Annotated in this window: 22 protein-coding genes; 17 read left to right on the top strand and 5 right to left on the bottom strand. The window is 68.0% G+C overall.

The window, feature by feature from the left end; all coding sequences use genetic code 11:
- Window positions 1-5: 5 nt before the first annotated feature.
- Window positions 6-497: a hypothetical protein gene (locus tag WDC87_RS03855; protein WP_065196581.1), complete on the bottom strand. Its 492-nt coding sequence runs from the start codon at window positions 495-497 to the stop codon at window positions 6-8.
- Window positions 498-565: 68 nt separating this feature from the next.
- Here WDC87_RS03855 and WDC87_RS03850 point away from each other — a divergent pair, with 68 nt between their 5' ends.
- The 13 genes from WDC87_RS03850 (at window position 566) to WDC87_RS03790 (ending at window position 13,930) form a co-directional block, all read left to right on the top strand.
- A complete protein-coding gene (locus WDC87_RS03850) occupies window positions 566-1,105 on the top strand; it encodes a GNAT family N-acetyltransferase (RefSeq protein ID WP_072168623.1) in 540 nt (179 codons plus the stop codon).
- Entirely contained in the window at window positions 1,102-1,434 is a 333-nt protein-coding gene (locus tag WDC87_RS03845) for a non-heme iron oxygenase ferredoxin subunit (protein WP_005415593.1), read from the top strand. Before WDC87_RS03850 ends, WDC87_RS03845 begins: the two co-directional genes overlap by 4 nt.
- A 174-nt stretch (window positions 1,435-1,608) precedes the next feature.
- A complete protein-coding gene (locus WDC87_RS03840) occupies window positions 1,609-2,013 on the top strand; it encodes a hypothetical protein (protein WP_252744673.1) in 405 nt (134 codons plus the stop codon).
- Window positions 2,014-2,162: 149 nt separating this feature from the next.
- Entirely contained in the window at window positions 2,163-4,454 is a 2,292-nt protein-coding gene (locus WDC87_RS03835) for a TonB-dependent receptor (RefSeq protein WP_252744674.1), read from the top strand.
- Window positions 4,455-4,522: 68 nt separating this feature from the next.
- Window positions 4,523-5,242, top strand: coding sequence for a tetratricopeptide repeat protein (locus WDC87_RS03830; protein WP_252744675.1), 720 nt, complete (start codon window positions 4,523-4,525; stop codon window positions 5,240-5,242).
- A gap of 10 nt (window positions 5,243-5,252) precedes the next feature.
- The gene (locus tag WDC87_RS03825) at window positions 5,253-5,930 is read left to right on the top strand and encodes a Fe2+-dependent dioxygenase (protein ID WP_088496722.1); all 678 of its coding nucleotides are present in this window, start codon (window positions 5,253-5,255) and stop codon (window positions 5,928-5,930) included.
- A gap of 164 nt (window positions 5,931-6,094) precedes the next feature.
- Window positions 6,095-6,496: a hypothetical protein gene (locus WDC87_RS03820; RefSeq protein WP_053496847.1), complete on the top strand. Its 402-nt coding sequence runs from the start codon at window positions 6,095-6,097 to the stop codon at window positions 6,494-6,496.
- A gap of 145 nt (window positions 6,497-6,641) precedes the next feature.
- Window positions 6,642-9,062: a TonB-dependent receptor gene (locus WDC87_RS03815; RefSeq protein WP_072168617.1), complete on the top strand. Its 2,421-nt coding sequence runs from the start codon at window positions 6,642-6,644 to the stop codon at window positions 9,060-9,062.
- A 166-nt stretch (window positions 9,063-9,228) separates the two neighbouring features.
- Window positions 9,229-9,867, top strand: coding sequence for a PepSY-associated TM helix domain-containing protein (locus WDC87_RS03810; protein WP_252744676.1), 639 nt, complete (start codon window positions 9,229-9,231; stop codon window positions 9,865-9,867).
- A 40-nt stretch (window positions 9,868-9,907) separates the two neighbouring features.
- The gene (locus tag WDC87_RS03805) at window positions 9,908-10,426 is read left to right on the top strand and encodes a DUF2271 domain-containing protein (protein ID WP_111007885.1); all 519 of its coding nucleotides are present in this window, start codon (window positions 9,908-9,910) and stop codon (window positions 10,424-10,426) included.
- 75 nt (window positions 10,427-10,501) lie between these two features.
- Window positions 10,502-11,305 (top strand): DUF4198 domain-containing protein, encoded by an 804-nt coding sequence (locus tag WDC87_RS03800; RefSeq protein WP_252744677.1) that lies wholly within the window; start codon window positions 10,502-10,504, stop codon window positions 11,303-11,305.
- Window positions 11,306-11,357: 52 nt separating this feature from the next.
- Window positions 11,358-12,329, top strand: coding sequence for an FAD:protein FMN transferase (locus WDC87_RS03795; protein ID WP_111007906.1), 972 nt, complete (start codon window positions 11,358-11,360; stop codon window positions 12,327-12,329).
- Window positions 12,326-13,930, top strand: coding sequence for a sulfite reductase subunit alpha (locus tag WDC87_RS03790; RefSeq protein WP_252744678.1), 1,605 nt, complete (start codon window positions 12,326-12,328; stop codon window positions 13,928-13,930). Before WDC87_RS03795 ends, WDC87_RS03790 begins: the two co-directional genes overlap by 4 nt.
- Before the next feature lie 115 nt (window positions 13,931-14,045).
- Here WDC87_RS03790 and WDC87_RS03785 read toward each other — a convergent pair whose 3' ends face one another.
- The 4 genes from WDC87_RS03785 to WDC87_RS03770 all read right to left on the bottom strand — a co-directional run bounded on the left by WDC87_RS03785 (window position 14,046) and on the right by WDC87_RS03770 (window position 17,196).
- The gene (locus WDC87_RS03785) at window positions 14,046-14,654 is read right to left on the bottom strand and encodes a HutD family protein (RefSeq protein WP_111007883.1); all 609 of its coding nucleotides are present in this window, start codon (window positions 14,652-14,654) and stop codon (window positions 14,046-14,048) included.
- 34 nt (window positions 14,655-14,688) lie between these two features.
- Window positions 14,689-15,414, bottom strand: a complete 726-nt coding sequence (locus WDC87_RS03780; protein ID WP_069139006.1) for a murein L,D-transpeptidase catalytic domain family protein — start codon at window positions 15,412-15,414, stop codon at window positions 14,689-14,691.
- 17 nt (window positions 15,415-15,431) lie between these two features.
- Window positions 15,432-16,517 carry a L,D-transpeptidase gene (locus WDC87_RS03775; protein WP_061479234.1) on the bottom strand — a complete coding sequence of 362 codons (1,086 nt, stop codon included), beginning with the start codon at window positions 16,515-16,517 and terminating at the stop codon, window positions 15,432-15,434.
- A gap of 352 nt (window positions 16,518-16,869) precedes the next feature.
- Window positions 16,870-17,196, bottom strand: a complete 327-nt coding sequence (locus WDC87_RS03770) for a helix-hairpin-helix domain-containing protein (protein WP_032953992.1) — start codon at window positions 17,194-17,196, stop codon at window positions 16,870-16,872.
- A 199-nt stretch (window positions 17,197-17,395) separates the two neighbouring features.
- On the opposite strand from WDC87_RS03770, the gene WDC87_RS03765 reads away from it, so the two are divergent.
- The 4 genes from WDC87_RS03765 to murU all read left to right on the top strand — a co-directional run bounded on the left by WDC87_RS03765 (window position 17,396) and on the right by murU (window position 21,025).
- Window positions 17,396-18,889, top strand: a complete 1,494-nt coding sequence (locus WDC87_RS03765) for a M20 family metallopeptidase (protein ID WP_072168610.1) — start codon at window positions 17,396-17,398, stop codon at window positions 18,887-18,889.
- 69 nt (window positions 18,890-18,958) lie between these two features.
- Window positions 18,959-19,228: a GlsB/YeaQ/YmgE family stress response membrane protein gene (locus WDC87_RS03760; protein WP_005415577.1), complete on the top strand. Its 270-nt coding sequence runs from the start codon at window positions 18,959-18,961 to the stop codon at window positions 19,226-19,228.
- A gap of 64 nt (window positions 19,229-19,292) precedes the next feature.
- On the top strand, window positions 19,293-20,318 hold the full coding sequence (locus WDC87_RS03755) for a phosphotransferase (protein ID WP_252744679.1): 1,026 nt from the start codon (window positions 19,293-19,295) through the stop codon (window positions 20,316-20,318).
- Window positions 20,315-21,025: an N-acetylmuramate alpha-1-phosphate uridylyltransferase MurU gene (murU, locus tag WDC87_RS03750; RefSeq protein WP_072168608.1), complete on the top strand. Its 711-nt coding sequence runs from the start codon at window positions 20,315-20,317 to the stop codon at window positions 21,023-21,025. The genes WDC87_RS03755 and murU overlap by 4 nt, the downstream gene beginning before the upstream one ends.
- Window positions 21,026-21,427 lie beyond the last annotated feature (402 nt).

Genomic DNA, 21,427 nt, shown 5'->3' with positions numbered 1-21,427 from the left:
GTTTTTCAAGGCGCCGCCAAGGGCAGGATCGAAGACACGCAGAGCTCCGCAGGCCATTGCCCAAGGTGCCCCTTGCCGTAAGGGAACGCGGGTTGGCCCGCCGATACGATTCCGGTGAGTTCAACCGCCTGCTCCGACGGCAGCGCCGTGACGGGAATTCCATTCACCCACACGCCGTCGGCCGCCCATGGATCCTGCACTGGTGGCCCCGGGTGCAGCGCAGACATTTCGAAGCTCTCAACGTAGGCACCCCGTACGCGCACCAGTCTGCCGTGATAACGCATGGGATCGGCACGCAGCGCCTCCACCGTCACTGGCAACGCACGGGACGCACTGAAACGCGGGCACCCCAGGCCGTTGGGCGCGATGCCGCCACTCTCCTCGTGCGCCGGCAGGCAAGCCAGAAGAGCCACAAGCAGGACAGTTGCGGCCAGCGCGATTCCCTTCGGTATGCCCACCCCTGCACTCCGCCTGGCATTTGAAGAATGCACGAGCATAGCGGTTGCCAGGACCGTCAAGGGTCTCCCCCATTTGCGCCCGCCCACTGCCCACCTAAAATGCCCCCATGAGCACCCTGACCTTCCGCGCCGCCACGCCGGCCGACATCCCCGCCCTGATCGCCCTCGTCACCTCGGCCTACCGTGGCGACGCCAGCCGCGTGGGCTGGACTACCGAAGCCGACCTGCTGGATGGCGCCCGCATCGACGCCGAAGGCATCCAGGCCGACCTGGACCGCCCCCGCTCCACCATCCTGCTGGCCGAGCGCGAAGGCGTTCTTGTGGCCTGCGCCCACGTTGCCGACGTTGAGGGCAAGGGCTACTTCGGCATGTTCTCGGTCGACCCCGCACAGCAGGGCGGCGGCGTCGGCAAACAGCTGATGGTCGCCGCCGAAGCCCACGCCGCACGCGAATGGAACGTGCCGGTGATGCAGATGACGGTGATCGACGTACGCGACGAACTGATCGCCTTCTACGAGCGTCGTGGCTACCAGCGGACCGGCATCAAGAAACCCTTCCCGTATGGCGACGAACGCTTCGGCATCCCCAAGCGCGACGACCTGCGCTTCGAGATCCTGGAAAAACCGCTGGCCGGAGCGGCCGCGTGAGCGATACCTGGACCTTCGTGTGCGCCAGCAACGAGCTGCTGCCCGGTGAAATGAAGAGCGTGTTCGACGAGGTGACCGGCACCCCGATCGTGGTGTTCAACCTCGACGGCGAGCTGTACGCGCTGGAAGACCAGTGCACGCACGAGGAATTCGAGCTGTCCTCGGGCGAATTCAACACCGCCGAAGGCAGCGTGGAGTGCGTACTGCACGGTGCGCGCTTCGACGTGCGCGATGGCCGCGCCCTGTGCGCCCCGGCCTATACCCCGGTGCCCAAGTTCCCGGTGAAGCGCGAGCACGACGCCGTCTGGACCCGCGACGACCGCGATTGAGGCGGCGCACGGTCTGGGGGTATCCACCCTGGGCTGGATCTGCAGGAGGCCCCGCAAGGGCCTTCGCAGGGCGTTCCCCGGCCGCCCCGGCGTCCCGCAGCACCACGTACATGCGAATCATTATCGTTGATGTTATTCTACGTAACATCTTCGTAACGACTTCGCCCTCGCGCCATGGTCTCGCCCGCGCCCACTGCCACGTTGTGCCAGCTCGCCCGCCAGGGGTGGCCACTGGCCGTGGCCGTGCTGCTGACGCTGCTGCTGGGCTGGTCGGCGCTGCACGAAGGACGCAGCAACGCCCCGACTGCCCAAGGGTGGCAGGCACATGCCGAAGGGTTGCGCCAGGTCATGCCATTGCCGGCGCCGTCGGCAGACGAATGCCCGCAACATGCTGCACCTGCACCGGAGCCGCCGCTTGAGGGTGAGGGCAACACGCCCTGCACCGGAGTGGCACCCCTGCGCGCGCCCCTGGTCGCACATATCCCGCTATGGCGCTCCGACGCCCTGCGCCGGCAACTGCACGATCCCGCACTGCGCTTGAACCCCGGCCACGCACCGCCCGCACCGCACGCCAGCTGAGGCGCCCTGCGGCTGTTGCCGTGCGCCTGAAGTCGTTCGCCGCATCGCCGGGCATCAGCTCGGCTCTACAGAAGACGCTCCCTCCCTGTCGTCGCGCTGTCTGCGCTTCGGCCTTCGCCGTTTCCCGATCCACGCCACTACCCAAAGCCATGACCCACATCACGTCCCGCAAGCACGCCCCGCGCGTTTCCCTGCTCGCCACCGCCACCCTGGCCGCAGGCTTCGCGCCGCTGGCCGCGCAGGCTGCCGACAGCGCTGATGCCGCATCCAGCAAGGCCACCGACCTGGACAAGGTGCAGGTGCGCGGCAGCTGGTTCAATCCGTCCTCGCCGAAGTTCACCGCCGAACTGCTGGACACCCCCAAGTCAGTGTCGATCGTGTCGGAGAAGCTGATCGCCGAAACCGGTGCGACCAACCTGCAGGATGCGCTGCGCATGGTGCCGGGCATCACCTTCGGTGCCGGCGAAGGCGGCAACCCGACCGGCGACCGCCCCTTCATCCGTGGCTTCGATTCGCAGAGCAACGTCTTCGTCGACGGCCTGCGCGACGTCGGCTCGCAGACCCGCGAGATCTTCGATCTGGAGCAGGTGGAAGTGGTCAAGGGCCCGAGCTCGGCCTACGGTGGCCGTGATTCCGGTGGTGGCAGCCTGAACCTGGTGAGCAAGACGCCGAAGCTGAAGAACGAGACCAGCGCCAGCATGGGCATCGGTACCGACAGCTACGCACGCGGCACCGTGGACGCCAACTACGTCCTGGGCGACGGCATCGCCGCGCGCCTGAACCTGATGAAGCACGAATCGGACATCGCTGGCCGCGACGCCGCCAATGTCAGCCGCTGGGGCATCGCGCCGTCGATTGCATTCGGCCTGAACGGCCCGGCGCAGCTGATCGCCAGCCACTACCACATGCAGAGCGATGACCTGCCGGACGCCGGTGGTTTCCCCTACGGCAACCCGAACGGTGCGCCGGCCTCGAAGTGGGTCGACGGCCGCCCGATGGTGCCGGACCGCAACAACTACTACGGCCTGGTCGACCGTGACTTCCAGCGCACCCGCGCCGACATCAGCACGCTGGATGCCAGCTACGATTTCGGCGGCCACAAGCTGCGCAACATCGCGCGCCTGGGCAACACCAGCAACGACTACCTGTGGACCCAGCCGGACGACAGCCAGGGCAACCCGAACAACTACGGTACCCTGTGGCGCCGTACCAACGCCCGCGCCGTCGACGTCAAGAGCTTCGCCGACCAGCTGGGCCTGACCGGTGCCTTCCAGACCGGCGCGCTCAAGCACAGCTACAGCGCTGGCGTGGAGTACAGCGACGAGAAGATGACCCGCGGCAGCTATCTGATGACCCCGGGCACCAGCAACCCGCTCACCGGCAACAGCAAGTGCCCGACCACCGGCGCGGCCACCTTCTACAACTGCACCGATTTCGCCAATCCGGATCCGCGCGATCCGTGGGCAGCCACCCATTCGGTGTACCGCAGCGACAAGGCACTGGACGTCGAGCAGCGCACCAGGACCACCTCGGCCTACGTGTTCGACACCATCGAGCTCAATGAGCAGTGGATGATCAACCTCGGCCTGCGCTACGACGACTTCCGCACCACCCTGACCACCCCGGTGGCCGGCAAGGCACCGACCCGCGTGCGCAACAGCAACGACTTCCTGAACTACCAGGCCGGTGTGGTGTTCAAGCCGGCCGCCAACGGCAGCATCTACCTGTCGTGGGGCACCTCCTCGACCCCGCCGGGCATGGACGGTGGTGACGGTTCGGACGGCCTGAGCGCCGCCGTGGCCGACCTCAAGCCGCAGGACACGAAGAACCTCGAACTGGGCACCAAGTGGGACCTGTTCGACCAGCGCCTGAACCTGACCGCAGCGATCTTCCACACCGTGATGAACAACGCACGCGTGACGGTCGACAACGGCACCAGCCAGAACGCCGGCAAGAAGGAGATCAACGGCTTCGAACTGGGCTTCACCGGCCAGCTGACCGACGCCTGGAGCCTGTACGGCGGCTACACCTACCTGGACTCGGAACTGAAGGACAACGGTTTCGTCTGTGGCGCACCGGTGGGCCGCACCTGCCCGTCCAACGTGTACGTGCCGTCGCCGTACAACGGCAACGTGTTCCCGAACACTGCCAAGCACAGCGCCAACCTGTGGACCACCTACCGCTTCCCGATCGGCCTGACCCTCGGCGCCGGCGCGTTCTACTCGGACAAGCAGTACGGTGATGTCGCCAACACCAAGTGGATCCCGAGCTACACCCGCTTCGACGCGATGGCCAGCTACGCGATCCAGGACAACATCAGCCTGCAGCTCAACGTGCAGAACCTGACCGACAAGACCTACTTCACCAAGGCCTATGCCTCGCACTACGCGAGCATCGCCCCGGGTCGCTCGGCCACTCTGGCACTGAACGTCAAGTTCTGATGTAACCGCGCTCCACCACGGCGGCAGGCGCTCCTGCCGCCGTTTTTGTTTCCGGCGATACTCACCCCATGGCAACCCGTACCCCCATCGACAGCGACGCCCTGGCCGAGCTGCTCCAGCACGATCCACAGGCTGCGTTCGCACGCGTGCGCGACGCCGCACAGGCCGGGCAGGTCGAGGCGCAGCTGCTGCTCGCGCAGATGCACATGGAAGGTAAAGGCACCGCGCAGGACGCCTCGGCTGCGCTGCTCTGGTACGAAACCGCCGCCAACAACGGCGCGCCGATGGCGATGAACATGCTCGGCCGCTGCCATGAGCTGGGCCAGGGCACCACGCCCGATCCCACGCTGGCCGCGGTGTGGTACCGGCGCGCGGCCGACACCGGGCTGGACTGGGGCCTGTACAACCTGGCCAACCTGCTGGCCACCGGCCGCGGCGTGCCCCAGGACCGCGCGCAGGCACTGGCCCTGTACACCCGTGCCGCGCACCTGGGCCATGCCAAATCGATGAACCTGCTGGCCCGCCACCTTGAAGACGGCCTGGAGATCGAGCGCGATCCGCAGGCCGCCCTGGGCTGGTACCGGCGCGCGGCCGAGACCGGCGATTTCCGCGGCCAGGCCAACTACGCCTCGATCCTGCTGCACGCCGGCCAGGTCGAGCAGGCCGTGCACTGGCTACGGCTCGCCCTGGCGCACGGCAGCCCGGCGTTCATGGCGCACATCGTGCCGGAACTGGCCGCGTCGTCGCATCCGCAGGTGCGCGCCCTGGTCGCACCGCCGTCCCTCTGAGGAGCCCCGCATGCTGCTGCACATCCCCGACATTCTCAGCGCCGACCAGGTGGCCGACTTCCGCCGCCGACTGGATGCCGCCGACTGGACCGATGGCCGCGAGACCGTCGGCCATCTGGGCGCGCAGGCCAAGCACAACCAGCAGCTGCCCGAGGCCTCGCCGCTGCGCCGCGAACTGGGCGAGATCATCCTCGTCGCGCTGGCCCGGCACCCGCTGTTCTTCAGCGCCGCGCTGCCGCTGAAGTACCTGCCGCCGCGCTTCAACCGCTACAGCGGTGGCGGCGCCTATGGCTACCACGTCGATGGTGCGGTGATGAACCTGGCCAATGGCGAGCAGCTGCGCTCGGACATCTCCTGCACCTTGTTCCTGTCCGCGCCCGAGGAGTACGAAGGCGGCGAGCTGATCATCGGCGACACCTACGGCGAGCACGAAGTGAAGCTGCCGGCCGGCGACCTGGTCGTGTACCCGTCCAGCAGCCTGCACCAGGTGCGGCCGGTTACCCGTGGCGCACGCGTGGCTTCTTTCTTCTGGGTGCAGAGCATGATCCGCGACGACGTGCAGCGCCGCCTGTTGTGGGAAATGGATGGCTCGATCGAGCGCCTGCGGCAGACCGGCGGCGACGCCGAGGCGATCCTGCAGCTGACCGGCGTGTACCACAACCTTTTGCGGCGCTGGAGCGAAGTCTGAGCCTTGCCGGGCCGGCCTGCGGAATTTTGGCAATCATTCTCATTTGCAACAGCTAACGGCTCTCATTACAATCACGCCCCGTTGATGCCGGCCGCTGCCGGCAGACCCTTGGGGACCCCTGCGTGCTGCGTCCGCTTCGCCCTCGCCCACTCATCCATCGCAAGATGGGCACCGCCATGCGCGGCCAGCGTCCGGCGCTGGCCAGCCTGCTGGCATGGGTGGCGATGCTGGCGTTGCTGCTGGGCACCCTGCCACTGCTGCCACAGGCCCAGGCCGGAATGGCCATGCAGATGCCGCTGGAAGAGCGCGGTGGCGAAAGCCCCCTGCAGGAAGAGGCGCCGGCCAAGCTGCGCCGCTGTGCCGCCACCCCGGTGAAAGCGGCCGAGCAGGCACACCCGCCGTTGCTGCTGGCCAGCCACTGGCTGCGCACTGAACTCGAACTCGTACCCGCCACGCCGGCCATGCCCGGCGTGCGCCCGGACTGGCCGCTGGCCGCTCCGGACACGCCCTGGGCCGATGCGCCCGGGCGCCGCCAGCAACGCGGCCAGGCGCCGCCGCTCGCCTGATCCACGGCCTGGCGTGACCGCCTGCGCGGTCGCGCCTGCACGCCGCTGTCTGCTTCATCCCTGCCGCCCCTGACCGGGCCTTCCGTGCCTGCCGCGCCCTTCGCGCACGGCATCGCGCCACCCTGCATCCTTCGAGGTAACTGCCATGGCCCAGCGCCATCGTGTCCGTTCGTCCCTGTCCCGTACCCTGCTGACCAGCGCCGTGCTGGCGGCTTTCGCCAGCCCCGCCTTCGCCCACGGTGACGCCGCCGGCGCACCGCAGACGCTGGACAAGGTGGTGGTCACTGCCTCCGGCTTCGAACAGAAGGTGATCGATGCCCCGGCCAGCATCAGCGTGGTCAGCCGCGAGGAACTGAGCAAGCGCCCGTATACCAGCCTGGTCGACGCCCTGCGCGACGTCGAAGGCATCGACGTGGGCCTGGAAGCGACCGACAAGAACGGCCGCGCCACCGTGTCGATGCGCGGCCTGCCGTCCGAGTACACCCTGGTGCTGATCGACGGCCGTCGCCAGAGCAATGTCGGCCAGATCTACCCGAACAACTTCGGTGGCGGCCAGTTCGCCTACCTGCCGCCACTGGAGGCGATCGAACGCATCGAAGTCGTGCGCGGGCCGATGTCCACGCTGTACGGCTCGGACGCGATGGGCGGCGTCATCAACATCATCACCCGCCGCAACCAGGACAGCTGGCACGGCTCGGTGACCCAAGGCTTCACCGTGCAGCAGGACGACCAGTTCGGCGATGCGCGCACCACCGACCTCTACCTCAGCGGCCCACTGCTGAAGGATCGCCTCAGCCTGGCGGTACGCGGCAGCTACTACGATGCCAAGGCCTCGAACCCGGAATGGGATGCACTGACCCTTCCCGACGGTACGCCGTGGGAGCGCAGCATCGGCTTCGGCGGTGGCGGCAAGTCGGTCGCCAACACCAACTGGAACACCGGTGTGCGCCTGGACTTCCGCATCAACGACGATCACGAACTGTGGCTGGACTACGACGTGTCGCGGCAGAAATACGACAACAGCGAAGGCCAGACCGGCACCCTCGACAGCCTGGCCAGCCTGTGGCGCGTCGGCAATGCGATCATTCCCAACCCGAACGGCAGCGGCACCGTCACCCGTCGCGTGGTGCAGCCGCGCGTGGGCTACACCGCCTACCAGCGCTACGAGCGCGATCAGCTGTCGCTGACCCACCAGGGCCGCTACGGCTTCGGCACCTGGCAGACCTCACTGACCCACAGCAAGAGCAACAACCTGGGTCGTTCGCTGCCGCTGACCCTGGACGAGCGTGCCAACCTGCAGACGCTGTGGAATGACGTCTGCCGCCGCACTGGCGCCGCCAACCACTGTGCGGCCAGCCGAGGCAACGCCCTGGCCGCCCTCAACCCGAGTGAGACGGCGCGCCTGCAGGCGTTCCTGCCGCGCCCGCTGCGCAGCATGGAACTGGAAGGCTACGTGCTCGACACGATGCTCGACCTGGACTTCGGCGCGCACAAGCTGACGGTGGGTGGCCAGTACAACAACACTGACATGGTCGACGGTGTGTTTGGCATGGATGGCGCCGGCTACCGCAGCAACGTCAAGCAGAAACACCGCATGTGGGCGCTGTTTGCCGAGGACAACTGGGCGCTGACCGACACCCTCACCGCCACCTTCGGCCTGCGCTACGACGACCACAACGTGTTCGGCAGCCACGTCAGCCCGCGTGGCTACCTGGTGTGGAACGCCAGCGATGCGTGGACCTTCAAGGGCGGCGTCAGCACCGGCTACAAGACCCCGCGACCGGACCAGCTGTTCCCGGGCATCACCGGCTTCGGTGGCCAGGGCGTGCTGCCATTGGTCGGTTCGCCGAACCTGAAGCCTGAAACCAGCACCAACTACGAGCTGGCCGCCTACTACGAGGGCCAGCGCTGGGGCTTCAACGTCACCGGCTTCTTCAACACGTTCGAAGACAAGATCGCCAGCGGCGGCACCTTCCCCAACTGCGAAGTGGCGCGCGCCGGCAGCGGCTACTGCGTGGACATCGGCCCGGGCTGGGCCGCACTGGGCTACAGCACCTTCACCCAGAGCGTGAACATCGACAAGGCTGAAACGCGGGGTGCCGAACTGGCCGCCCACGTCGACCTGCTCGACACCCTGCAGCTGCGCGGCAACTACACCTGGACCAGGAGCGAGCAGACCAGTGGCGCACAGAAGGGGCTGCCGATCAGCGGCACCATGCCGGCAAAACACATGGCCAACGCCAGCCTCAATTGGCAGGTCAACGAAGCGGTCAGCCTGTCGCTGATCGGCGAGGGCCGCTACGACCGCTACCGCGACACGCTGCTGGACGCCAACGGCGCCAGCCACACCCGCTACTACGAGGACTACACGATCTTCCATCTCGGTGGCAGCTGGAAGGCCACGCCCTGGCTGACGGTGAACGCACGGGTCAACAACCTGTTCGACAAGGATTTCGTCTCGCAGTCGTGCCTGTTGATCAGCCAGAGCGAGTTCAACTGCGTGGACGACTATGCGACCAAGGACCAGCGCCGCAGCTACTGGATTTCGCTGAACGCGAAGTTCTGATCGCCGCGCCCTGCTCCTGCTCCACGCATGGCGTGGATCCACCGATCGGTAGTGCCGGCCGCTGGCCGGCAACCCGAAATAGCTCCGGGATACAGAACGATACGCAATTGCGAGCTATTCTCATCAATGATGTAATGGGCAGTCCCCGTCCGCCTCGAACCGTGCCGTGAGCCGTCCCGCCCTTTCCACCGTGCAGCAGCAACAGAACCGTGGCTTCTGGCTGCGGACGCTGCACCAGTGGCACTGGATCAGCTCGGCGGTGTGCCTGATCGGCATGCTGCTGTTCGCGGTGACCGGCCTGACTCTCAACCATGCCGCGAAGATCGAGGCCAAACCCCAGGTGCAGAACCAGCATCTGGAACTGCCGGCCGAGCTGCTGGGCCAGCTGGGCACGCGCGAGGACGGCAACGCGCCGATTCCGCGCCCGGCCCGGCACTGGCTGGACACGCAGCTGGGCATCGCCATCGGCGGCCGCCCGGCCGAGTGGTCGGCCGAGGAGATCTACCTGTCGCTGCCGCGCCCCGGTGGCGACGCCTGGCTGAGCATCGACCGCGAAACCGGCGCGGTGGAGTACGAATCGACCTCGCGCGGCGTGGTCTCCTACCTCAACGACCTGCACAAGGGCCGCAACGCAGGCTCCGCATGGGGCTGGTTCCTGGACCTGTTCGCCGTGGCCTGCCTGGTGTTCTGCATCACCGGCCTGTTCCTGCTGCACCTGCATGCGCGGCAACGGCGCATGACCTGGCCGCTGGTCGGCCTCGGCCTGATGATCCCGCTGTTGATCGCCCTGCTGCTGATCCACTGACTTCCACCGTGAATTCCATCCGTTCCTCCGGAGCCGCCCCATGCGCGTCACCCTGACCATCGCCCTCAGCGGCCTGCTGGCCACCTCGCCGGCCTATGCCACCACCCTCGACATCAACGTCGAAGTGCCCAAGCTCAACGTGGCCGAGTACCACCGCCCGTATGTGGCGGTGTGGCTGGAAGGCGCCGACCAGAAGGTCGCGGCCAACCTGTCGGTCTGGTACCAGCAGACCAGCAACAGCGAGGGCCACGGCACCAAGTGGCTGCCCGACCTGCGCCAGTGGTGGCGCAAGAGTGGCCGTACCCTGCAGGTGCCGGTGGACGGCGTGACCGGCCCGACCCGCCCGGCCGGCAAGCACACACTGTCGTTCAGCGACAGGCAGCCGGCACTGAAGCAGCTGGCCCCGGGCAACTACACCCTGGTGGTGGAGGCGGTGCGCGAAGTCGGCGGCCGCGAACTGCTGAAGATCCCCTTCACCTGGCCGGCCACCGCCGCGCAGAACGGCAAGGCGCAGGGCGCCACCGAACTGGGTCAGGTCACCCTGTCCGTCAAACCCTGAAAAGGGGACGGAGGGGATTAAGTCGTAATCCCCTTCTCCTTGCCGCATCACCCCGCATCCACTGGAGTCTTCCGCATGAAGCGCACGCTCGTCCTCGCCGCCGCCCTGGCCGCTGCCCTTCCCTTCTCCGCCCTGGCCCACAAGGCCTGGCTGCTGCCCTCGCAGACTGTGATCGCCGGCAACGCACCGTGGATCACCGTCGACGGTGCGGTCTCCAACGACCTGTTCTACTTCAACCACGTGCCGCTGCGACTGGAATCGCTGGTGATCACCGCGCCGGACGGCAGCACCGTGCAGCCGCAGAACGCGACCACCGGCAAGTACCGCAGCGTGTTCGACATCGAACTGAAGCAGGCGGGCACCTACCGCATCGCCTCGGTCAATGACGGCCTGTTCGCCACCTACGAGCAGAACGGCGAGCGCAAGCGCTGGCGCGGCAGCGTGGCGACCCTTGGCGAACTGCCCAAGGACGCGAAGAAGCTGGAGCTGAGCCAGTCGGTGGGCCGCGTGGAGACCTTCGTCACCAACGGTGCGCCGAACGACACCGCGCTGAAGCCGACCAACCGGGGTATCGAGCTGGTCGCTGTTGGCCACCCGAACGACCTGTTCGCCGGCGAGGAAGCAACCTTCCGCGTGCTGGTCGATGGCAAGCCGACCGCTGGCCTGGATTTCGAGATCGTGCGGGGCGCCACCCGCTACCGTAACGCACAGGACGAACTGAAGCTCACCAGCGACGCCAAGGGCGAGATCAAGGTGACCTGGCCGGAAGCCGGCATGTACTGGCTGGAAACCGGCACCGAAGACAACAAGACCTCGGTGAAGCAGGCCGCCAAGCGCCGCCTGAGCTACGTCGCCACGCTGGAAGTGCTGCCGCAGTGATGTGGACCACGATGTCGGGCACACCCCGGCATCGCCGCCACGACGCATCACCATGACTGATCCCCAGCTCGACATCGCCCGCCTCGGCGGCACCACCATGGGCACCACCTGGAGCGTGTCGCTGGTCGCGCCGCGCCAGCGCGACCTGCATCCACTGCATGCCGGCATCCAGGCGCGGCTGGATGCGGTGGTGGCGCAGATGAGCACATGGGAGCCCGGCTCGAACCTGAGTCGCTACAACCGCGCCAACGCGGGCCAATGGTGCGTGCTGCCGGCCGAGACCCGCCACGTTCTGGCCTGCGCACACGCCATCGCTGCCGCCAGTGACGGCGCCTTTGACCCCACCATCGGTCCGCTGGTTGCGCTGTGGGGCTTCGGTGCACACGCCGGCGAACGCCGCCCGCCCGACGACGCTACCCTGCAGGCCACGCGTGAGCGTTGCGGTTGGCGGCGCCTGCAGTGGCAGGGCGATGCGCTGCTGCAACCGGGTGGACTGGAACTGGATCTCTCTGCGATCGCCAAGGGCTTCGGCGTCGATCACGTTACGGCTTGGCTGCGTGAGCAAGGCATTGCGGCAGCGCTGATTGAAGTCGGCGGCGAGCTGGCCGGCTACGGCCGCAAACCGGATGGCCATCCCTGGCGCGTGCTGGTGGAATCCGCACCCGAAGAAGACGCGCACAGCGAAACACCACTGCGGGTGCTGGCGTTGGATGGCAAGGCGGTCGCCACCTCCGGCGATCGCTGGCATCAGTACCAGGCCGATGGCGAGGTCTACAGCCACAGCCTCGACCCGCGCAGCGGCAGGCCGGTGCGCCAGGTCGCCGCAGCGGTCACCGTGGTGGCAGACGACGCGATGCATGCTGATGCCTGGGCCACCGCACTGACCGTCCTTGGTCGCGAACAGGGCATGGCACTGGCCGAGCGCGAAGGCCTGGCTGCACGCTACCTGCAGCGTGCAGCGGACGGCGCGCGGGAGTTCCTCAGCAGCGCCTTCCAGCGCCTGCTCGACGAGCAGGATGCATGAGCACCCGGCCGTCACGCGCCTGGCTCGGCAACACCCTGGCCCTGCTCCTGTTGGCGCTGATCGGCGGGGCGTTGCTGCGCCTGCATCTCGGTGAGGCATGGTGGCAGGGCGCGCCACCGATTCGACACTCGCAGATCGCGGCACTCGCCACGGCCTTGTATGCGCTGGCCTGCGCTGCACTGTGGTGGCGTGGGCGCGCGCGCGACGATGCCGCAACCGGAGACACCGCGCCCCTCCTGCTGGTCTGGTCCAGCCAGACCGGCTTTGCCCGCGAGCTGGCCGAACGCAGTGCCGAAGCCCTGCGCGGCGCCGGCATGCCGGTGCGCGTGCGCGGTCTGCACGACGTCGACGCCGCGTTGCTGGCCGACAGCCAGCGCGCGCTGTTCATCGCCAGCACCACCGGCGAGGGCGATCCGCCTGACCACGCGCTGCCGTTCCTGCGCGATGTCATGGTCTCGCCGCCTTCACTGCAGCACCTGCAGTACGGCGTGCTCGCACTGGGCGACCGCAGCTATGGCCACTTCTGCGGATTCGGCCACCAGCTTGACCAATGGCTGCGCCAGCATGGCGCGCATCCACTGTTCGATGCGATCGAAGTCGACAACGCCGATCCGGCGGCGCTGCGTCATTGGCAGCAGTTGCTGGGGCAACTCGGCGGCGGCGCCAGTGAACTGCCCGACTGGAGCCCGGCCGCGTACCAGCCGTGGACGCTGCTGCAGCGCGAGCATCTGAACCCGGGCAGCCCCGGCGGTCCGGTGTACTGGTTGCGCCTGCAGCCACCGGCCGGCGCAGAGGCGCAGTGGCAGGCCGGCGACATCGCCGAGATCGGCCCGCAACATGCCCGCGCCAGCGCGCGCGCCTGGCTGCACGCGCAGGGATTCGATGCGGACACCGTGCTGGAGGACCGGCAAACCTTGCTGGCGCGCGTCGCGCGCTCGCACCTGCCCTCGCTGGTTCCGCCGGGTGACCTGCCCGCATTGCTGGCGACCCTGCAGCCGCTGCCGCATCGTGAGTACTCGATCGCCTCGGTGATGGCCGACGGCGCGGTGGAGCTGCTGCTGCGCCGACAGCTGCGCGCGGACGGCACGCCTGGCATCGGCAGCGGCTGGCTGTGCGACCACGCGGTCATCGGCGAGCCGGTGCAGCTGCGCCTGCGCCGCAACGACAATTTCCACGGCGTCGCCGCCGAGGTACCGCTGCTGCTGATCGGCAACGGCACCGGCATCGCCGGCCTGCGCGCCCACCTGCACGAACGTGCCCAGCAGGGCGCGCGCCGCACCTGGCTGCTGTTCGGTGAGCGCACCGCCGCACACGACTTCCATTTCGGCGACGAGCTGCAGGCAATGCTGGAAGACGGCACGCTGGCGCGGCTGGATGCAGTGTTCAGCCGCGATGGTGGTGCGCATCGCTATGTGCAGGACCGCCTGCTGGCCGAAGCAGCAACACTGCGGCAGTGGGTGGATGAAGGCGCGACGATCCTGGTCTGCGGCAGCCTGCAGGGCATGGCCCCGGCGGTGGATGCGGTGATCGAGCAGGTGCTGGGGACTGCGGACAAGGAAACGCTACTGCTGGCCGGTCGTTACCGGCGCGATGTGTATTGAGCTCACCGCATCCACGCATGGCGTGGATCTACTGAACGGCGTGTCCGGGCAGCGTGGCAATCGCACACCCGTAGATCCACGCCATGCGTGGATAGCGCCCACCGGCGCCGAGGAATCATCCCGCCGCCGCACTGACCCGGATCGCCAGCAACTCGCCCCCGCCCTGCAACGCATGCCTTTGCCGTTCACCGGCCGCCAACCACGCGGTATCGCCAGCGTGCATCGGCGGCTGACCGCTGTCAGCCCCAAATTCGGCATGACCGGCCAATAGGTAAAGCGCCCAGGCCACGCCTGGTTCGCAGAAGAAGAACATCGAGCCCACCAGCGGCCGATGCAGGAGTTCGGCCTGCAGCAGGTCGCGCTTCCACATCAGGTTGAAGTCGTGGGTGGTGCCGTCGACCAGTTCGCCGTGCAGCGTTTCCTCGCCCGCAAAGCGCACGCGCCCATGCGGCGGCAGGACTTCGGCCACGCGGCCATCCTCGAAGCGCAGGCGCACGCCATTGCCCTGCAGCAGCACCAGCTCGCGCTCCACGCCGGGAAACGCGGAGAACGCCGCGTCCAGCTCGATCTCGGCCACCGACAGGCGCAGCGCCCAGTCGTCGCCCTGCGCAGGCAGGCGCAGGATCTCGCGCGTCCAGCCCAGGCCGTTGCGCCAGCGTTCGCGGCGGTAGTCCAGGCGGGAGATGACCTGGCTCGGAGTGTGCAGCAGGGAGTCGACGTTCATCGGCGCATTGCATCACGCCGCGCGCCATCGTGCATCACCGCGTGGCCAGCGTGCCCTGGCCGCCGCACCCGCCGGCCAGCAGCTGCGAGTGTTTCAACCAGTCCTGGTCGGGGTAATAGGCGAACACCATCGTGCCGCCACGCAACGCATCGATCAGTGGCTTGGCCACCGACAGGCGCACCGCCGGACAGCCCAGGCTGCGGCCCAGCCGCCCCTGCAGCTGCGCGGTGGCCGGGTTCACATATGGCGCGCCGTGGATGACGATCGCGCGTTCGCGCGCGCGGTCATTGAAGCCCGGTTCCAGCCCGGCCAGGCGCAGCGAATACCCGTTGCCGCCCATGTAGGTCTCCTGCGCGGTGAACGCGCCGAGGCTGGACATGAAACTGCCATCGCGGTTGGAGAAGTGCTCGGTGCGGTTCTCGCCGCTGTTGCGGCCATGCGCCACCCATTCCTCGAACAGCAGGCGCTGGTGGGCCAGGTCGAACACCCACAGGCGCGGCTCGGTGGACGGCCGCGAGTAATCGATAACGCTCAGTCGATCACCGTTGATGCCAAGCTCCGGCCGCTGCAACGCACAGCGCATGGCGTGCGCCGCCAGCTGCAACACGTGGCGGTCGGCCTTGGGCGCACTGCGCGACAGCAAGGCAGCCAGATCATCGGCACTGGTGGCGAGGGCGGGCGTCTGTGCCAGCGCCGGGGCGCTGGCCGAGGTCGCCAGCAGGCCGAACGCGGCCAGCCGGCACAGGCGGGATGCAGTCATGGGCACAACGAAGGGACTCAGTTGCCCTTGAGGGTGGACCCTGGCGGCTCGGATTCCAAGACCGGCTGCATTCCGGATTCAGCCGGGCTTGGGCGGACCGCCGGCAGCGAGGTCACCAGCAGGGTCGTGCCTGGCACCAGCACCCGGTACAGCTGGCGGGCGAACTCGGCCGGCAGCGCCATCGGCAGCGAGGGGGTGGCCAGCAGGTCCGGCGTGGCCTGGGCACGGTCCTGGCCCAGCAACGGGTAGGCCGTCCACTGGTGCAGGCGCTGGTTCGCGTCCAGCGGGCTGGGCGTATCGCTGTAACCCTGCCCCATCACGAACAGGGTGGTGCCCTGGAAGGCCGGCAGCGCGTCGGCCTTCAGCGGCGACTCGCCGATCATCACGCCATCGCGCAGCACGTACAGGCGCTGGTCATGCAGGCTGACCAGGATGCCGACCTGCCCGGCCGGCGCCGCGCTGTCGTTCCACCAGGCCTGTGCCGACGCCCCACCCTCCGTCTCCGGCAGGGCCTGGCCGCGTGCATTGACCGGCGCCAGCACTGACGGATAGGCCAGGGTCATCGGCGAGCTCTTGGCATCGGCCACCACGACGGTATCGCCACGCTGGGTTTCGCTGAACAGCTTCTGCGCGAAGGCCTGCGGCAGGCGCACGCAACCGTGCGAGGCCGGATGCCCGGGCAGGCTGCCGCCATGCAGGGCGATGCCATCCCAGGTCAGCCGCTGCATGTACGGCATCGGCGCGCTGTTGTAGAGGTTGGACCTGTGGTCCTTGTCCTTCTGCAGGATGGTGAACACGCCGGTCGGTGTCTCGTGCCCGGCCTTGCCCGAGCTGATCGTGGTCAGGCCGATGGCAATACCGTTGCGGTAGACGTAGGCACGCTGCTCATCGAGGCTGACCACCAGCACGATCGGGCCGGTCGGCGAGATTTCCGGATGCCACAGGTATTCGCCCGGCTTCAGGTCGGTCGGCCCGCGCACCTCGGCGGTGCCGGCGGTGGCAGCTGCGGGCTTGGCAGCCGGTGTCGTCGCAGCGGCATGGGCCAGCAGCGGCAGGGCCAGTGCAAGGGCGAGCATCAGGGTCGTGGGGCGGTGCGGAAGCATCCAGCGGGGGTCCTTTCCATGCAGAGCGGCCAACGTACACCATCGGCCCGTGGTGGCCGCGGCAAAACCAGGCGCCGGAAATGAAACTGCCCGGCGACACAGCCATGTGTCGTACCGGGCAATCGTTACGTCCTTGTCGGCCTGCTGCCGCCCCCTCGCATCCTGCGCTGTGGGGGTAGCGTTGCATCCTGCACGCGGCCGCGTCTGTCCTGTTTGTATCTCAGCCCCTTCCACAGGTCTGTGATGCCACCATCCTGGTGATTGGTGCCGCGTCCTGCGGCGGTCGGTGGTCACGGCCTTCCTGTCCGCGACCGGTGAACCAGCCTCCTGCCGGTTCCGACGATTCCTGCTGTCAGCGCCTGGGTACGGTCCGCACCGGTACCGATCCGGGTACCGGATCCGCCGGCAACAACCTGTTGCCTACGGTGATCCGCTGTCGATTCCGTTCGACGATCGCTTTCCCTATCCCCTTCACCTGCGCCAGGTCCTCGACGCGATGAAACGGGCCGTGTCTGCGCCGGTGCTCGACGATCGCCTCGGCCTTGGCGGCCCCGACCATCGTCAATCCCTGCTGCAGCGCCTGGGCATCGGCGCGGTTGATGTCGATCGGTTCGGCGGCATGCGCCCCAGCGATCCCCACTACCAGCACCAGTGCCCTCAACACGACACTCCAAGGCACGACGTGTATCTCCCTGTGATTCTGGCCGCCCCGACCGGCAATCCCGTCGGCAGGAACAGTGTCCGTCACCACATGTGCACAGCCTATCGGTTTCCCGGATTTCCGTAAGCCAGCCAAATACCCGACGTGATGTAGGAAAAACCCTACCCGTGGCACAGGCGTAGAATGGCCGGATCAGCCCATGCAACCGGAGTTTCAGATGGACAGCGCCAAGCTCGGCCAATTCGTCAATGACAAGTGGGACAGCGAAATCGTCCCGCAGTTGGTCGACTACATCCGCATTCCCAACAAGTCGCCGATGTTCGACGCCAATTGGGTGCAGAACGGCTATATGGAACAGGCGGTCACCCTGATGGAGAACTGGGCCAGGGCCCAGCAGCTGCCCGGCCTGAAGGTTGAAGTGGTGCGCCTGGAAGGCCGTACGCCGCTGATCTTCCTGGAAATTCCAGCGACCGGCGCCGAAACCGGCGACGACACCATCCTGCTCTACGGCCATCTGGACAAGCAGCCGGAAATGACTGGCTGGGATGACGATCTCGGCCCGTGGACGCCGGTCCTTCGCGGCGACAAGCTGTATGGCCGCGGCGGTGCGGACGACGGCTACGCCATCTTCGGCTCGCTGGCCGCCGTGCTGGCGCTGCAGGCCCAAGGCCTGCCGCACGCCCGCTGCGTGGTGCTGATCGAGGCCTGCGAAGAGTCCGGCAGCTACGACCTGCCGGCCTACGTCGACCACCTGGCCGAGCGGATCGGCAAGCCCTCGCTGGTGGTCTGCCTGGATTCGGGCTGCGCCAACTACGACCAGCTGTGGTGCACCACCTCGCTGCGCGGCCTGACCGGCGGCAACTTCACTGTGAAGGTGCTCAACGAAGGCGTGCACTCCGGCGATGCCTCCGGCGTGGTGCCGTCCAGCTTCCGCCTGCTGCGCCAGCTGCTGTCGCGCATCGAGGACCAGGACACCGGCCGCATCCTGATCGACGGCATGAACGTGGAAATTCCGGCCGAACGGCTGGAACAGGCCAGGCGCGCGGCCGAAGTGGTGGATACCGAGATCTTCGAGAAGTTCCCCATGGTCGACGGCCTGCGTCCGATGAACGAGGACCTGACCGAGCTGGTGCTCAACCGCACCTGGCGCCCGGCGCTGTCGGTCACCGGCGTGGGCGGCATGCCGCCGCTGGAATCGGCCGGCAACGTGCTGCGCCCGCAGACCTCGGTGAAGCTGTCGCTGCGCCTGCCGCCGACCGCCGATGGCAAGGCCTGCGGCGAGCTGCTGAAGGAAGCGCTGCTGCGCGACCCGCCGAACGGCGCGCAGGTCACCCTGGACCTGGAAAAGGCCTCCACTGGCTGGAACGCCCCGGCCATGGCGCCGTGGCTGACCCAGGCCATCGACGATGCCAGCCAGGCCTTCTTCGGCAAGCCGGCAATGTACATGGGCGAAGGCGGCTCGATCCCGTTCATGGGCATGCTCGGTGAGAAGTTCCCGGGTGCGCAGTTCATGATCACCGGCGTGCTCGGCCCGCACTCCAATGCGCACGGCCCGAACGAGTTCCTGCACATCCCGATGGGCAAGAAGGTCACCGCCTGCGTGTCCAAGGTGATCAGCGAGCACTACGCCGCCAGCCTGCGTGGCGAGACCAGCGGTTCGCCGGTGGCTGCCGACAGCGGCACCCGCCACGGCGACCACGGCTGCTGCTGATCCGGCACCGGTGACGGACGCAGCCTGGCCTTGCTAGGCTGCGTCCACACTCAAGCGGAATCCGCGCGCATGAATGGTCTGTTCGGCAGCAGCAGCTGGTTGTACATCCTGCTGGTCGGCTTCTTCGTCGGCCTGCTCGGGCGTTTCTTCATGCCCGGCAACAACCGCATGGGCTGCCTGCTGACCATCGTGCTGGGCATCCTCGGTGCACTGCTGGCCGGTTGGTTCGGCCAGTACATGGGCTGGTACGCCCCCGGCGAACCGGCCGGTTTCCTCGGTGCGGTGGTGGGCGCGGTGGCCGTGCTGGCCGTCCTGCGCCTGTTCAGCGGCCGCCGCTGACCCCGTCCCTCCTTCCCCTCCTGTTCCCGACGTTGGCGCGCCCAGCGCCCCCGGATATGCCCGCATGACCGAACCCGCCTCCGATCCCCAGCGCAGCGCGCGGCGCCTGCAGTGGGCCCGTACCCAGCTCGACGATGCCAGCGCGGTGGTCGAGCGCGCTTCGGTCGATGCCGGCATGCGCAGCTACTGGCGTACCACCAGCACCCGTGGCAGCCACATCGTGATGGACGCCCCACCGGGGCTGGAAGATCCGCGGCCGTGGCTGCGCATGCGCGACCTGCTGCACGACAACGGCCTGCGCGTGCCCGCACTGTTGGCGCAGGACCTGGAGGCCGGCTTCCTGCTGCTGGAAGATCTCGGCGGCCCGACCCTGGCCAGGATCCTCGACGAGCGCAATGCCGATGAATGGTTCGGCCGCTCGATCGAACAGCTGCTGCGCCTGCAGGCGATTCCGGTACCGGCCGACTTCGGCCAGTTCGGCGAAGCGCTGCTGCAGCGCGATGCCGGCCTGTTCGACGAATGGTTCCTGCAGCGGCACCTGAACCTGGAACTGGACTGCGGTGAGCTCGAGGGGCTGCAGCTGGTGCATCGCCGGTTGATGGACAACGCGCTGGGCCAGGCCCAGCTGATGACCCACCGCGATTACATGCCGCGCAACCTGATGCCGGTCGACGACGGCCCCGCGGTGCTGGATTTCCAGGACCTGGTGCGTGGCCCGATCGCCTACGACGCGGTGAGCCTGTTCAAGGACGCCTTCCTGAGCTGGCCGCTGCAGCGCGTTGACGCGTGGCTGGCGCAGTACCACGAACGCGCGCGCGACGCCGGCCTGCCGGTGCCCGACCGCGCCACCTTCCTGCGCGATGCCGACTGGATGGGCATCCAGCGCCACGTGAAGATCCTCGGCCTGTTCTGCCGCCTGCGCTACCGCGACAACAAGGGCCATTACCTGGACGACGCACCGCGCTTCATCGGCTATCTGGATGAAGTGCTGCCACGCTATCGCGAGCTGGCGCCTCTGCAGCAGCTGCTGGAAAACCGCATCAAGCCGGCGCTGGCCGAACTGGGCGCACCGATGCGCGTGGCCCGATGAAGGCGTTGGTCTTTGCCGCCGGGCTCGGCGAGCGCATGCGCCCGCTGACCCTGCACACACCCAAGCCGCTGCTGGAAGTGGCCGGCAAGCCACTGATCGTCTGGCACCTGGAGCGCCTGGCAGCGCTCGGCGTGCGCGAGGTGGTGGTCAACACCGCGTGGCTGGCCGAGCAGTTCCCGGCGACGCTGGGTGATGGCAGCCAGTGGGGCCTGCGCCTGCATTTCCTTTACGAAGGGCAGACCCCGCTGGAAACCGGCGGCGGCATCCTCAATGCACTGCCGGTGCTGGGCGATGCCCCGTTCCTGGTGGTGAACGGCGATATCTGGACCGATTTCGATTTCGCCACGCTGCCGCGCGAGCCGCAGGGCCAGGCACATCTGGTGCTGGTCGACAATCCGGTTCAGCACCCGAACGGTGACTATCGGCTGGATGCACAGGGCCTGCTGCACCACGACCGCGCAGGGCCATGCCTGACCTATGCCGGCATCGGCGTGTACCGCCCCTCGATCGTGGCCGACTGGCGCGCGGTGATCGGCGATGCGCCGGGCAGCGAGCGGCTGCCGCCGAGGTTCTCGGTGGTGCCGCTGCAGAAGCATTTCATGGCGCAGGGGTTGATGACGGGGCAGCACCATCGGGGGCGTTGGACCGATGTCGGGACCGTGGATCGCCTGCGCGCGCTGGATGTGGAGCTGGCGGCGAACGGCTGAGCCCCTCGTGGCTGGACGCCCACGGAAGAAAGGAAAGAAAAGCAAAAGCGGGTCGCTTCGCTGCGCTTGCTCCGGTGACGACCAACGGTCGTCACCCACCAACAGCAGTCAACAGTCAGCAGTGCAGTACGCAGTCCCGGCAGATCGCAGGAACCTGTCGAAGGCGGGGTGGGGGGGGGGGGGGGGGGGGGGGGGGGGGGGGGGGGGGGGGGGGGGGGGGGGGGGGGGGCGGGGGCGGGGGCGCCGCCCCCCGCCCACCCCCCCCCCCCCCCGCCCCCCACCCCCGCCCTGGTCCCGTGTTTTATTTTTTGTGGGGCGGCGCCCGGCGCCCGAAAACCCCCCCCCCACACAAGAGCCGGCCCCGGGCTACAGCCCCGGCCGCGCGCGCGCCCGGGTGGGCCG

The organism is Stenotrophomonas maltophilia group sp. Smal12, from assembly GCF_037079935.1.
In the GTDB taxonomy this organism is placed as follows: domain Bacteria; phylum Pseudomonadota; class Gammaproteobacteria; order Xanthomonadales; family Xanthomonadaceae; genus Stenotrophomonas; species Stenotrophomonas sepilia.
Note: the sequence above shows the minus strand (reverse complement) of the source record. Positions and strands in the feature narration are given on the sequence as shown.

Bases quoted from the DNA above. Each gene is read 5' to 3' on its own strand.
- WDC87_RS03800 (WP_252744677.1), top strand. From the start codon at position 10,502: ATGAAGCGCACGCTCGTCCTCGCCGCCGCCCTGGCCGCTGCCCTTCCC.
- WDC87_RS03785 (WP_111007883.1), bottom strand. From the start codon at position 14,654: ATGAACGTCGACTCCCTGCTGCACACTCCGAGCCAGGTCATCTCCCGC.
- WDC87_RS03840 (WP_252744673.1), top strand. From the start codon at position 1,609: ATGGTCTCGCCCGCGCCCACTGCCACGTTGTGCCAGCTCGCCCGCCAG.
- WDC87_RS03825 (WP_088496722.1), top strand. From the start codon at position 5,253: ATGCTGCTGCACATCCCCGACATTCTCAGCGCCGACCAGGTGGCCGAC.
- WDC87_RS03830 (WP_252744675.1), top strand. From the start codon at position 4,523: ATGGCAACCCGTACCCCCATCGACAGCGACGCCCTGGCCGAGCTGCTC.
- WDC87_RS03760 (WP_005415577.1), top strand. From the start codon at position 18,959: ATGAATGGTCTGTTCGGCAGCAGCAGCTGGTTGTACATCCTGCTGGTC.
- WDC87_RS03815 (WP_072168617.1), top strand. From the start codon at position 6,642: ATGGCCCAGCGCCATCGTGTCCGTTCGTCCCTGTCCCGTACCCTGCTG.
- WDC87_RS03790 (WP_252744678.1), top strand. From the start codon at position 12,326: ATGAGCACCCGGCCGTCACGCGCCTGGCTCGGCAACACCCTGGCCCTG.
- WDC87_RS03755 (WP_252744679.1), top strand. From the start codon at position 19,293: ATGACCGAACCCGCCTCCGATCCCCAGCGCAGCGCGCGGCGCCTGCAG.
- murU (WP_072168608.1), top strand. From the start codon at position 20,315: ATGAAGGCGTTGGTCTTTGCCGCCGGGCTCGGCGAGCGCATGCGCCCG.
- WDC87_RS03780 (WP_069139006.1), bottom strand. From the start codon at position 15,414: ATGACTGCATCCCGCCTGTGCCGGCTGGCCGCGTTCGGCCTGCTGGCG.
- WDC87_RS03765 (WP_072168610.1), top strand. From the start codon at position 17,396: ATGGACAGCGCCAAGCTCGGCCAATTCGTCAATGACAAGTGGGACAGC.
- WDC87_RS03795 (WP_111007906.1), top strand. From the start codon at position 11,358: ATGACTGATCCCCAGCTCGACATCGCCCGCCTCGGCGGCACCACCATG.
- WDC87_RS03850 (WP_072168623.1), top strand. From the start codon at position 566: ATGAGCACCCTGACCTTCCGCGCCGCCACGCCGGCCGACATCCCCGCC.
- WDC87_RS03820 (WP_053496847.1), top strand. From the start codon at position 6,095: ATGGGCACCGCCATGCGCGGCCAGCGTCCGGCGCTGGCCAGCCTGCTG.
- WDC87_RS03805 (WP_111007885.1), top strand. From the start codon at position 9,908: ATGCGCGTCACCCTGACCATCGCCCTCAGCGGCCTGCTGGCCACCTCG.
- WDC87_RS03835 (WP_252744674.1), top strand. From the start codon at position 2,163: ATGACCCACATCACGTCCCGCAAGCACGCCCCGCGCGTTTCCCTGCTC.
- WDC87_RS03775 (WP_061479234.1), bottom strand. From the start codon at position 16,517: ATGCTTCCGCACCGCCCCACGACCCTGATGCTCGCCCTTGCACTGGCC.
- WDC87_RS03855 (WP_065196581.1), bottom strand. From the start codon at position 497: ATGCTCGTGCATTCTTCAAATGCCAGGCGGAGTGCAGGGGTGGGCATA.